Source organism: Daeguia caeni (genome assembly GCF_042653845.1).
Classification (GTDB): Bacteria; Pseudomonadota; Alphaproteobacteria; order Rhizobiales; family Rhizobiaceae; genus Brucella; species Brucella caeni.
The window spans coordinates 1-12507 of the sequence record NZ_JBHSEL010000100.1 but is presented as its reverse complement, the minus strand read 5'-3'; the positions used below and the strand labels follow the sequence as shown (position 1 = coordinate 12507).

Sequence of the window (12507 nt, the reverse complement as noted above, 5' to 3'; positions counted from 1 at the left end):
GTCACAAGCTTGGATGGTCATCTCCTCAATCAGGCGAATGACGAGGCGTATCGCAAAAATGAAATTTTGAGTCGGGCTCTTAGTTTTGACCATGTAAGTCGCCAAATTGCATTGTTCTTATCCGGGCCGACTTGATCGGCCATGCCGCAACATATTTTGATTGAAAATTTACGTATTTTAACTTCCTGCATAATTTTTATATAAAACTGCAGAATATGTGTCAGAGCTTATAGAGTAGCAATAAAAGCAGGGAAGGCTGATGCCAGGTCAAAAAATCGCGTGCTGATGTCAGCACGCGATGGATGATATCAAGATGTATGATTCTACAGGGGTAATGAACCTGTACGAAGCTGTTTCTCAGCGCCTGTCGTCCGGATTCAGGTCGTTGAGCAGACGCTCCATCTCATCCTCAAAGCTTGCAGTCGGGTCAGACTTTGACCTGTCGCCACCAGGACGGATGTCGAGTGAACCGAGCAGCTCTTCCTCGAACAGGTCAAGTTCCGGTGCTTCTTCACTTGCAGAGGCTGTCTTTTTCGTTTCCGCCTCAAGATCTGCCATAATTGCCTCATGCAGTGCGCCGCCAAGACTTTCCAGCCCATCATCATCAATTTGCAGCTCATCAATGGACGGTGTTTTTACCGGCATTTCCGGCTCGATGCGTGCGCCTTGCGGCGATGCGGCAGGTTCCCGTGTCGCGGTGAAGTCGCGTGATCTGTCCCTGATGCCTTCGGTGCCGATCGATGTGCCGGGAAAAAGCGGTTCACGCTGCGGAATGACATTGCGAGGATTGGCGCTGGCGGCAGCTGAGGCGGAAGAGGTCGCGCTTACCACACCCTGCGCCACCTGGCTCAGCGGATAGGCCGGATGGGCACGCGGGCCTGGGCTTTGCACCGGGGCAGGGTGCTGCGGCAGAACCGTACGCGGCTGCGGTGGATAATTGGGCTGCGGATGGGCCTGTACGCGTGAGGGAGATGGTGCCGGGGCTGTCGGTTTTGCTGTTGTAAAGCTTCCTGTGGCGGGTTCCGGCTCCTTGACAAGTCCGGCTGCCTTGACCGGTTCAGGCGCTGGCTCCGGCGCGCGGTATGGCGGCCGCTCGATCGCGGATGAAAGCTGGATCGTATCGTCCCTGAATTCCGTTTTGGCCGGTTCTGGCGGCAGGGCGGGAGGCTCCTGTCTTGGCTCGGCAAGGCCAGCCTCATGCTGGCGGAAAATATCCAGATGTTCGGGTTCGATCCGCGGCGGTTCGGAACGGTGTTCCACGACAATATTCTGTTCCACGACAATATCGGTCGGTCCGCCGATGAGCAGCAGATGTTCGACATCATCGCGTCTGATCAGGACAAGCTTGCGGCGACTGTCGACAGCTGCAGCATCGACAACCGACAGGCGTGGCTGACGTGTACGTGGGGAATGAACGACCGAGCCGCCTCCAAGGTTGCGTATCAGGCGGGCAATCAGGACGACTACGCCAAGAATGATCGCAAATATGATGATGAAGCCAAGGAAACTGGCAAGATTTTCACCAATGATTCCGCTGAGCCATTCCTTCATACGGAAAACCTCTATCTCAAATGCCGTCTGTGACGATCAGACTGTAATTCACCAGACTGTCTGGATGCGCCGTTTGTGCAATGACACTAAAGGAATTTGATACCATTGGAAATGTCGCACAGCAGGGCGCAAGCTGTTTGTTCCCAGACCAAAATAGTGCAAAACCCTGTTTTCTGTGCAGATTTATGCATAAAGATTCTTTGCCGACCTTTGTCGCTCAGCACGATTATTGCATTCTGCGAATCGGATATAGCCAGTTGCAACGGAAATTTCGGACACTGGAACAGATAGATCGGGTTTCGGGATGAACATGATAGCCCTTCGGTCAAGTCGCGGATCAGTTGGCGCAAGTTGCAAGACCTGTGCATCCGCTTGTGATGTTGCTGGAGGTCAGGTGTGATGTCCCGTCAGCCCAACAATCTTGCCCCGCGCCCCGCCGTGTCCAGCCGGAATGGCAACAGGGCCGCCTACAGGCTGCTGGTGGCAGGTCTCATTCTGACTGGCCTTGCCATCATCTACATGCTGTTCCGCGACAGTATTGGCGACCAGTTTGCGCTCATCCTCATGGGCATACTGTCCATGGTTGGGGTCTTTTACCTGTTTGGCACCATAACCGGGCTGATCCAGTTTCATCAGCGCAGCGACGCCCATGAGCTGGAACGTATCTTCATGGACACCATGCCGGAAGGCACGGTCATTTCCGATGCGCGCGGGCAGATCGTCTATGCCAATCAGGCCTATGCGCGCATGACCGGCGTGAGTGAGAAGGATGGCATGCGCCCGCTCGACGTGGTGCTGACCACGGAGCCAGCCGCCTCGGATGCCGTCTTTCGTCTCACCAATGCGGTGCGTGAAGGCATTGCAGCACAAGAGGAAATCCGGCTTAATGGCGATCTGGCGCAAGGGTCTGGCCGCATGCATGCGCCAGTCTGGTATCGCATCAAGGCGCGGCGTCTGGATGTCAATCTTGGCTATGAAGCCCCGCTTGTTGCCTGGCAGATTGCCGATATTTCCGATGAACGGGCCGAGCAGGAGCGTTTCTTCCAGGAATTGCAGGAAGCCATCAACCATCTCGATCATGCGCCTGCCGGCTTCTTCTCGTCCGACCCTGCCGGTCGCATCATCTATATCAACGCAACTTTGGCCGAATGGCTGGGCATTGATCTCACCCAGTTTACGCCGGGTGCCCTGACGCTGAACGACATTGTGGTGGGCAGTGGCATGGCGCTGATCAATGCCGTCAAGGTAGAGCCGGGTAGCAGCCGCAATACGGTGATCGATCTCGACCTGATGAAGCGCAATGGCCAGAGTCTTGCCGTGCGATTTTATCACCGTGTGCATGCCGCGCGCGACGGCACGCGCGGCATGAGCCGCACCATTGTCCTGAACCGGGCAGAGGGGGATGATGCATCGCTCGCTCAGCGCAATGCGGAAGTGCGTTTCACCCGCTTCTTCAATTCCGCGCCGATGGCGATTGCTGCCGTTGATGCGGCTGGCCATACGCTGCGCACCAATGCCCGCTTTCTCGACATGTTCTCCTCTGTCGTTGACCGCGATGCAATCGACCGTGGCGTCAATATTGACAGCATCGTGCATGAGCGCGACCGTGAGGCCTTCAACAAGGCGCTTGCGGCCGCCTTTGCCGGTCAGGCCAATATCTCGCCGGTCGACACCGTGCTGCCGGGCAATGAGGAACGCCATATCCGCTTCTATATGAGTCCGGTCACCGATATCGGCAATGAAGGGGCGGAAGAGGCGGCCATTGTTTCCGCGGTCGAGACGACCGAGCAGAAGGCGCTGGAAAACCAGATGGCGCAAAGCCAGAAAATGCAGGCTGTCGGCCAGCTTGCAGGCGGTATCGCGCATGACTTCAACAATGTGCTGACGGCCATCATCATGTCGTCCGACCTGTTGCTGAGCAATCACCGCGCATCGGATCCATCCTTCCCGGACATCATGAACATCAAGCAGAACGCCAACCGTGCAGCCTCGCTGGTGCGCCAGTTGCTTGCCTTCTCGCGCCGCCAGACCATGCGCCCGGAAGTGCTTGATCTAACAGATGTTCTGGCCGATCTGCGCATGTTGCTGGCCCGTCTGGTGGGCAAGGATATCGAGCTCAGGATCGATCATGGGCGCGATATCTGGCCAGTCAAGGCTGACCTCAATCAGTTTGAGCAGGTTGCGGTCAATCTTGCCGTCAATGCGCGCGATGCCATGCCGGATGGCGGGCAGCTCACGCTGCGCACGCGCAATGTCTCCAGCCGCGAGGTCGCGCAGTTCAATTATCGCGAACTGCCAGAAGCCGATTATGTGCTGTTCGAGGTGGAAGATACCGGCACGGGTATTCCGGCCGATGTGCTTGAAAAGATCTTTGAGCCGTTCTTCACCACCAAGGAAGTCGGCAAGGGGACCGGCCTTGGCCTGTCGATGGTCTATGGCATCATCAAGCAGACTGGCGGTTTCATCTATTGTGACTCGGAAGTCGGCAGGGGCACGACCTTCAGGATCTTCCTGCCGCGCCATATTGAGGAAAAGCGCGCGGATGAACAGCCGGTCGTGGCCAGGGAAAAGAAGGTCGAAAAGCCGGCTGATCTGTCAGGATCGGCTACCGTCCTGCTGGTTGAGGATGAGGATGCGGTACGCATGGGCGGGGTGCGGGCACTGCAATCGCGCGGCTATACCGTGCATGAGGCGGCGTCTGGCGTAGAAGCGCTTGAAATCATGGAAGAACTGGACGGCAAGGTGGATATTGTCGTCTCCGACGTCGTCATGCCGGAAATGGATGGGCCGACCTTGCTGCGCGAGTTGCGCAAGAAATATCCCGATATCAAGTTCATCTTCGTGTCAGGCTATGCGGAAGATGCCTTTGCGCGCAACCTGCCAGCCGATGCGAAGTTCGGTTTCCTGCCAAAACCATTTTCACTCAAGCAGTTGGCGACAACTGTTAAGGAAATGCTGGAGAAAAACGACTAAAGCAGTTCCAGGAAAAGTGGGAACCGGTTTTCCGCCCGGGAACTGCGGAAAGGAAAGTTGCAGTTCCAGGAAAAGTGGGAACCGGTTTTCCGCCCGGGAACTGCGAAAAGGAAAGTCGCAGTTCCAGGAAAAGTGGGCACCGGTTTTCCGTTCGGAACTACGGAAAACAACATGTTGCAGCAATTCGGCGTTTCGGTGAAAAGCTGAATTGCCTAGTGCCTGAAGGTGCTTGTCAGGTTCGGATGGTTGCATGGAACAGCGTGTGGTTGCGATTTTTGGCGGTGGCCCGGCGGGCCTGATGGCCGCCGAGCGGTTGGCTGAACTGGGCCATGCGGTGACTGTTTATGAAAAAATGCCAACGGTGGGCCGCAAGTTGTTGCTGGCGGGCAAATCCGGGCTGAATCTGACCCATTCCGAGCCATTTGAACGCTTTGTCGAGCGTTATGGGAAAACTTCTCCCATCTTGTTGAAATCGCTTGAGAATTTCTCTGCGAGCGATTTGCGTGCCTGGGCGGACGGGCTTGGAGCGGAAACTTTTGTCGGCTCGTCGGGACGGATTTTTCCAAAAGTCATGAAGGCTTCGCCTTTGCTGCGGGCATGGAAGGCAAGGCTTGAAGCTTTGGGAGTGAAAATTCTCACCCGTCACCGCTGGGCCGGCTTTGATGGCAACAGGCTGCTTGTTGAGGCAGAGGGTGCGGTGAGCCCTGTTCAATGCGATGCGGCACTGTTTGCCTTTGGTGGTGCAAGCTGGCCGCGGCTTGGTTCGGATGGAGGCTGGCTTGACGAATTTCACAAAAAAGCCATCAGAATCCATCCATTTCGGCCGTCCAATTGTGGCTTTGATGTGGCATGGAGCGGGCTTTTTTGTGGTCGTTTTGCGGGGGAGGCGGTCAAGTCGGTGACGGTGACCAGTGCGCTTGGAACCAGTCAGGGTGAATTTGTCATCACCCGGACAGGTGTTGAAGGCGGGTTGATCTATGCCCATTCGGCCTGTTTGCGAGACCAGCTTGAACGGGAGGGGAAGGCTGATCTGGTGCTTGATCTTGCACCGGGACGAAGCCGGGCGCAACTTGAAGCGGCGCTGGCAAGACAGGGCCGCAAAGTGAGTTTCAGCAATCTGTTGCGCAAAGGGGCTGGCCTTTCTGGGGGCAAGGCGCAGCTGATTGCGGAATTCCATCGCGGCAGGGAGCCGGAAAAACTGGCCAGCCTGATCAAGGAATTGCACATTCCCTTGTTGCGGCCGCGGCCGATCGAGGAGGCGATTTCAAGCGCTGGCGGCATCTGCTGGTCGGAACTGGACGAGCATTTCATGCTGACAAGACTGCCAGGCATGTTTGTGGCTGGCGAAATGATTGACTGGGATGCGCCGACGGGCGGCTATCTGCTGACGGCCTGTTTTGCCACGGGCAGGGCGGCGGCTGACGGTATTCATCAATGGCTTGCCCAGCGCATTGATCAATTCATGGAGCTCGATGTTTCCGATTCTGCATTGGCCAGAACTTCGACCTCTTCATTCTTGCCGGATTCGACCTTGAAATCGCGCTGATAGATGTGGTCCTTGTTCTTGGCGATGGCGACATAATCACCTTCAATCAGCACGAGCGAGGCATAGGCGCCCGCGCTTTCCCGCACCACGTCACCGGACGCGTTGAGGATCGACCATGATGTATCGGCAAGCGCCTCGCCGCCATGTTCACGCACCAGTTTCAGCGTGACCTCGGCGGCACGATGCTGAACGGTTGCCTCGGTGAGCTTGCCGGCATCCACACGAATATCGGCGCGGATGGTGGCATTGGCAGTGCCGTAATTGGAAACGACATGGTAAGTGCCTGAATTCAGACGCACAATCGTATCCGGCTTGATGTCGGGGGCAATGAGTGAACGCTCATTGCTCTCGTCGCCCGAATAGATCGAAAAACGTAGCAGATCACTATTGATCCGGGAGCCATCAGGCAGGGCTGCACTGAGTTTCATGCCGCCTGCATCCAGTACCATGACTTCTTGACGCGGCGCATTGCCAAGCGTGATGCGCTTGGTTGCGCCTGCACGGCCATAGGAAACATGCACCAGATAGCTGCCGGCAGGCAGATCGAAACTGGCGCTGCCGCCCTTTGCCGTGGCAACGACCGGCAATTGCCCGTCCGGCCCGACATCGGAGGAAAAGACACACCAGAATAGACCGGACGGAATTTCGCCGCCATCCTCGGTCAGGCGCGCCTTCAGGTCGAGTTTCGTCGTCTGGATCAGGGGATTGTTTTCGGGACTTGCCGGAGAGGCATAGGCGCCAAGTCCGGGAATATCCAGATTTTGAGCGGGCAATTCTGGCAGCGGGCCTATTAGCGGTGCAATCGGGATTGTTGGCGCTGATGGCTGTGCCGGCTCCTGCGGTGATTTCGGCATCAGGCTTGGCAGGGTAAAGCCGCCAATCGATGGCGTGTCCTGCGCCAACGATACAGGCACGCAGGCAAGTGACGCAATGAGGGCTGCGGCAGCAAGCTTGAGAAGCATTTTGGTACGTTGGACAGGTGCGCTTTTGTGCATGACTTTTTTGAACGCATAGATATGGCGAATTCAAGTCTAAATCATACCGATCAGATCAATTTTACATGAATTCTTCAAGATAGCCCGGCATTATGACTTTACAGCAGAATTTTGGCAGTTCAGAACAGGGGCATTTCATCGATCATTGCATTGCATCGAGGTTCAGGTGTCTCGTCAGATTTTCGATTTCTTGGCTGCGCGCAGCTCCACCCCAATCGTGGCAATTGGTGAACCGGCACCCAGCGCCGATGATCTGAGGGATATTTTGCGTGTGGCGTCACGCGTGCCGGATCATGGCAAACTTGCGCCCTGGCGGTTCATCATCTATCGCGGCGATGCGCGGCATCAGGTCGGCGAATATCTGGTCAGGCGGGCGGAAGAGCGGGAGGGGCCGCTGACGGATGCACGTAAGGAATAGGAACGGACGCGTTTTTCGCGCGCGCCATTGGTTGTTGGCGTGATCTTCTCGCCTGTTGCCAGCGAAAAGATTCCGCAATGGGAACAGCTTCTGTCCTCGGGGGCTGCGGCGATGAATCTCTGTCTTGCCGCCAATGCGCTTGGCTATGCGACCAACTGGATCACCAATTGGTATGCAGATGACGAACAGGCAAGAGCCCTGCTTGGTCTGGCTCCGCATGAACGTGTCACCGGTTTCATCCATATAGGTACGTCCACACTCAAGGCGCCGGATCGTCCGCGGCCGGATCTGGATGCGATCGTGTCGGATTACAAGGGGCCGTACCAACTTTAGGCAAAAAATCAAAAAATAACGATAAATAGCTGTAATAAATATGTTTTATGAACCAAAAAATGGTCATGGATTGTCGCATAATCCCCTGAAGGCAATCGTTTCGCCACGCCCGATCGGCTGGATCAGCACGGTCTCCACGGAGGGCGCGCACAATCTGGCTCCTTATTCTTATTTCAATCTGGTCTGTGACGAACCGCCAATGGTGATGTTTGTCTCGGACGGGTGGAAGGACAGTGTGCGCAATATTCAGGAAACGGGCTCATTCACCTGCAATCTGGTCAGCGACAATCTCAAGGCGCAGATGAATGCTTCCTCGGTCAATGCGCCAAGAGGGGTGAGTGAATTTGCCTATAGTGGTTTGACACCTGCGGCCAGCCAGCTGATCGCTGCACCGCGCGTGAAGGAAGCCTATTCTGCACTGGAATGCGTCGCGGTTGAAATCAAGCAGTTGAAGGACAGGCAGGGGCGTTCGACCGAGAGCCATATGGTCATTGGCGAGATTGTCGGCATTCATATTGATGAAGCCATCTTGAGCAATGGCATGATCGATACGGCCAAGGCAAGGCCGGTGGCACGTCTTGGCTATCTTGAGTTCAACACGGTCGAAACAACCTATGAAATGATCCGCCCGCGGTGGAAAGATGGGGAAGGGTGATCATCAGGCAGAATGTTTGAAGCCGGCATCACAGGCCGGCTTTTTTTGCTTCCAGCCAGATTGCTTCCATCTCATCCAGGGAAGCCTGTTCAAGGCTGCGGCCTCTTTCCTTCAGCTTTTCCTCGATGAAATGGAAGCGACGCTGGAACTTGTTGTTGGCGGCGCGCAGCGCCGTTTCAGCATCAAGGTCGAGATGGCGGCCAAGATTGACCATGGCAAAAAGCAGGTCGCCATATTCTTCGGCAATGTCGGCCTTTTTGCCTTCGGTCATGGCTGCTTTCAGTTCGCCGGTCTCTTCCGCGATCTTGTCGAGGATGGGGGTGGCCTCTGACCAGTCGAAACCGACCTTTGCCGCCTGCTGCTGCAACTTCAGCGCGCGGGTGAGGGCAGGGAAACTGGATGGAATTTCATCAAGAAAGCCCTGTTTCCCATGCTCCGCAAGCCCAAGCGCCTTGCGCCGTGCGGCGCGTTCGGCCTTTTCCTCGGCCTTGATGCGGTTCCATGCGCCCTTTGCCATGCCGGCTGCGCGCGCTTCCTCATCGCCAAAGACATGCGGATGGCGGCGGATCATCTTGGTGGTGATCGCTTCCACGACATCGGCAAAGCTGAAGCTGCCCTGTTCCTCGGCCATGCGGGAATGAAAGACGACCTGAAGCAGCATGTCGCCCAGTTCCTGGCGCAGATCGTCCATGTCGTCGCGCTCGATCGCGTCAATCACCTCATAGGTTTCTTCCAGCGTATATTGCGCGATGGAACGGAAATTCTGTTCCACATCCCATGGGCAACCCGTCTGCGGATCACGCAGGGCGGCCATGATCTCCAGAAGCCCTTCAATATTGCGGGATGGTTTCATGGGGTATTCCTATGCCTTTCCTTGGGCTTTTCTTGACACTCACGTGGATAAGAGGCATCGATCAGTAAATTGAGTGTGAGTGGATAAGATGTCTCTCGTTCGATAAAGTCTGCCCCGGATCGCATATCGGGACGACATGATCAACAATCGGATACGCATAAGATGACAATTCTTGTGACTGGTGGTGCGGGCTATATTGGTTCGCACGCATGTGTCGAACTTATCAATGCCGGATATGACGTTGTTGTGGTTGATAATTTCGATAACAGCAGCCCGGAGGTCCTGCATCGCATTTATGAAGTCACCGGACGCTTGCCGCATCGTGCCGTGGCCGATATCCGGGATCGTGCGCTGATCGAACAGATCATCGAGCATCACAAATGCACCGCCGTGATGCATTTTGCCGGAATCAACGCCTCTGGTCCGTCATTTGCCAATCCGCTGCACTATTATGACTGCAATGTGCTGGGCACCCTGCGGCTGCTCGAAGCCATGAAGGCAACCGGGGTGAAGACGTTGGTCTACAGCTCTTCTGCCGCAGTCTATGGCACGCCGGAATTTCTGCCCTATACCGAAAATCATCCGCTTTCGCCAACCAGCCCCTATGGCCGCACCAAGCTGTTCATCGAGGATATGCTGCGCGATCTTTATGCCAGCGACAATAGCTGGAAAATCGCCATGCCGCGCTATTTCAATCCGGTCGGCGCGCATGAAAGCGGGCTGCTCGGCGAGGGGCCGAAAGGTATCCCGACCAATCTGATGCCAATGCTGGCAGAAGTGGCAAGTGGCAAGCGCGAGCGGCTGACAATCTTTGGCAATGATTATCCAACACCGGACGGCACCTGCATCCGCGATTATGTCCATGTCACGGATATTGCACTTGGTCATCTCAAGGCGCTGAAAAAATTGAATGAACCGGCCTGTTTTGCCGTCAATCTCGGAACGGGCAGGGGCCATAGCGTGCTGGAAGTCGTCGCGGCCTTTGAACAGGCCTCGGGACAGCAGATCCCCTATGAATTTACAGAACGCCGTCCCGGCGATGTCGCGGAATATTATGCCGATGCCAGCTTTGCCCATCGCTTTCTCGGCTGGGATGCAAAAAAGAGTCTGGAAGACATATGCCGTGACTGCTGGAACTGGTGGCAGAATAATCCCCAAGGCTATAACTGAGTGGATTGCGTAAACAGGACTTCCGGCAAGGCGGGAAGTTGCTGATTGGCCCGGCCCTTCACATCCCCTGATGGACAAGATGCGTTTTCTTCCCGACAAATTCACTTCGCTTCTGGTTGCAACGGTTGTCGTTGCGTCTTTTCTGCCGGTTTCTGGCACTTTTGCCATCTGGTTTGACTGGGCGACCAGAATTGCCATTGGCCTTTTGTTTTTCCTGCATGGCGCGCGCCTGTCGCGTCAGGCGGTGGTTCAGGGGCTGACACACTGGAAACTGCACCTGACCGTCTTGCTTTCCACTTTCGCACTGTTTCCACTTGTCGGACTTCTGGCCGGGCTGCTGATCCCCGGCTTTGAAAAGACGGCCTTTTACAGCGGCATTCTGTTCCTGTGCGTGTTGCCATCCACGGTGCAATCCTCGATTGCCTTTACATCGATTGCACAGGGCAATGTGCCAGCGGCTGTGGTGGCGGCAACGGTTTCCAATATTCTCGGCATTTTTCTGACGCCGCTTCTCATCACACTGCTTTTTGCCGTGCAGGGCGGTGAGGGGGGCGTGTCGCTCGATGCCATGAAGACGATTTTCCTGCAGCTGCTTGCCCCTTTCATTCTGGGCCAGATATTGCAGCGCTGGATCGGCAATTTCGTGCGCAGGCACAACAGGGTGTTGAGCCTTGTGGATCGCGGCTCGATCCTGATGGTCGTCTATCTTGCCTTCAGCGAGGCCATTGTTGCCGGGCTGTGGCAAAAGCTGGACTGGCATGATCTGGAGATTCTGGTGGCGCTGTGCTGCGGCCTGCTGGTGATTATCCTGCTGGTGACCTGGTATGGCAGCGGCTGGCTTGGCTTTAATCGCGCCGACCGGATTACCATCATGTTCTGCGGCTCCAAGAAGAGCCTTGCCAGTGGCGCTCCCATGGCCGGTGTCATATTTTCGACGGCCAGTGCAGGCAGTATCGTTTTGCCATTGATGCTGTTTCACCAGATTCAGCTTATGGCTTGTGCCATCATCGCGCGCAGGCTATCCGAACAGGCAAAGCAACAAATGCACATCGTGAGCGCGGAGTAGGGCGCTCGCCTGCTCTACTTTTGAAAGCAAGGACATGACCCACAATAAGCAGCAGCCATTTGATCAGGAAGCCCTGGAGGAAGCCTATAATCGCGCTTTAGCCCTTGAAAAGGCTGGCGATTTTGATGCTGCCGCAAAAGCCTATCAGGAGGTTCTTGCGCTTGATCCAGCTGATCATGGCGGGGTTGCGGTGCGGCTTGCCAGCATGGGACGCGGCGATGTGCCAGACAAGGCACCAGAAGCCTATGTCGCAACGCTGTTTGATCAGCATGCGGAAATGTTCGATACGATTCTGGTCGATCAGCTGGGTTATGACGTGCCGCTGCAATTGCGCGAGATGATTCTTGAAATGAACGAAGAATTTTGCGCAAAACGCATGCTGGATCTTGGCTGCGGTACGGGGCTTTCAGCCGATGCGCTGGATGATATGGCCGAGCACAAGACCGGCGTTGATATTTCCGAGAACATGATAGAGATCGCGTTTGAAAAAGGCGATTATGACGCACTGTTTGTTGGTGAGGTCGTACAGTTTCTCGAAAGCGACAAGGCGCAAGGCGTCTGGGATCTGATCGTTGCGACCGATGTTCTGCCTTACATGGGCGATCTTGACCGGTTCTTTGCCGGCGTTGCCGCGCATCTGGAAAAAGGCGGATATTTCGGCTTTTCCAGCGAGACACTGAATGAGCAATGCTTTGCGGGACGCAATTTCATTGTGGGCAACTTTCAGCGCTTTGCGCATCAGGAGCGTTATGTGCGCGCCATGCTGGAAAAGCACGGCATGAATTGTCTTCGTTGCGAGCCAATTACCGTACGAAGCGAACAAGGCGCACCGGTGCCGGGGCATCTTTATCTGGCGGTTCGCGACTGAGAAAGCAAGAAAATCAATCGATTGCAATCCATGCGGTCACAGGCTTGCCGTGATGTCCGATGCAAATTAGTTCCATAAG

8 protein-coding genes and 2 pseudogenes are annotated in these 12507 nt (G+C 55.6%); 7 read left to right on the top strand and 3 right to left on the bottom strand.

What is annotated here, in order from left to right; translation table 11 throughout:
- Positions 1–357: 357 nt before the first annotated feature.
- On the bottom strand, positions 358–1551 hold the full coding sequence (locus tag ACFO1V_RS10210) for a flagellar biosynthetic protein FliO (protein ID WP_374834430.1): 1194 nt from the start codon (positions 1549–1551) through the stop codon (positions 358–360).
- 399 nt (positions 1552–1950) lie between these two features.
- Here ACFO1V_RS10210 and cckA point away from each other — a divergent pair, with 399 nt between their 5' ends.
- Positions 1951–4524: a cell cycle histidine kinase CckA gene (gene cckA / locus ACFO1V_RS10205; RefSeq protein ID WP_374834428.1), complete on the top strand. Its 2574-nt coding sequence runs from the start codon at positions 1951–1953 to the stop codon at positions 4522–4524.
- A 250-nt stretch (positions 4525–4774) separates the two neighbouring features.
- Positions 4775–5965: pseudogene (locus ACFO1V_RS10200) on the top strand (TIGR03862 family flavoprotein); the annotation flags it as partial.
- A gap of 14 nt (positions 5966–5979) precedes the next feature.
- On the opposite strand, the gene ACFO1V_RS10195 reads toward ACFO1V_RS10200, so the two are convergent.
- Positions 5980–7032, bottom strand: a complete 1053-nt coding sequence (locus ACFO1V_RS10195) for a hypothetical protein (RefSeq protein WP_374834426.1) — start codon at positions 7030–7032, stop codon at positions 5980–5982.
- Between the two features lie 199 nt (positions 7033–7231).
- On the opposite strand from ACFO1V_RS10195, the pseudogene ACFO1V_RS10190 reads away from it, so the two are divergent.
- Together ACFO1V_RS10190 and ACFO1V_RS10185 are read left to right on the top strand one after the other, a co-directional pair.
- Positions 7232–7816, top strand: a pseudogene (locus ACFO1V_RS10190) (nitroreductase family protein).
- Positions 7817–7856: 40 nt separating this feature from the next.
- A complete protein-coding gene (locus tag ACFO1V_RS10185) occupies positions 7857–8471 on the top strand; it encodes a flavin reductase family protein (protein ID WP_374834424.1) in 615 nt (204 codons plus the stop codon).
- Between the two features lie 28 nt (positions 8472–8499).
- On the opposite strand, the gene mazG is transcribed toward ACFO1V_RS10185, so the two are convergent.
- Positions 8500–9324 carry a nucleoside triphosphate pyrophosphohydrolase gene (gene mazG, locus ACFO1V_RS10180; RefSeq protein ID WP_374834422.1) on the bottom strand — a complete coding sequence of 275 codons (825 nt, stop codon included), beginning with the start codon at positions 9322–9324 and terminating at the stop codon, positions 8500–8502.
- A 162-nt stretch (positions 9325–9486) separates the two neighbouring features.
- Between mazG and galE the strand changes: the two genes are divergently transcribed.
- The 3 genes from galE (at position 9487) to ACFO1V_RS10165 (ending at position 12428) form a co-directional block, all read left to right on the top strand.
- Complete coding sequence (galE, locus tag ACFO1V_RS10175; RefSeq protein WP_374834420.1) at positions 9487–10494, top strand: UDP-glucose 4-epimerase GalE; 1008 nt, start codon at positions 9487–9489, stop codon at positions 10492–10494.
- Between the two features lie 79 nt (positions 10495–10573).
- On the top strand, positions 10574–11560 hold the full coding sequence (locus ACFO1V_RS10170) for a bile acid:sodium symporter family protein (RefSeq protein WP_374834418.1): 987 nt from the start codon (positions 10574–10576) through the stop codon (positions 11558–11560).
- Positions 11561–11594: 34 nt separating this feature from the next.
- Positions 11595–12428, top strand: a complete 834-nt coding sequence (locus ACFO1V_RS10165) for a methyltransferase (protein WP_374834417.1) — start codon at positions 11595–11597, stop codon at positions 12426–12428.
- Positions 12429–12507: the final 79 nt, after the last annotated feature.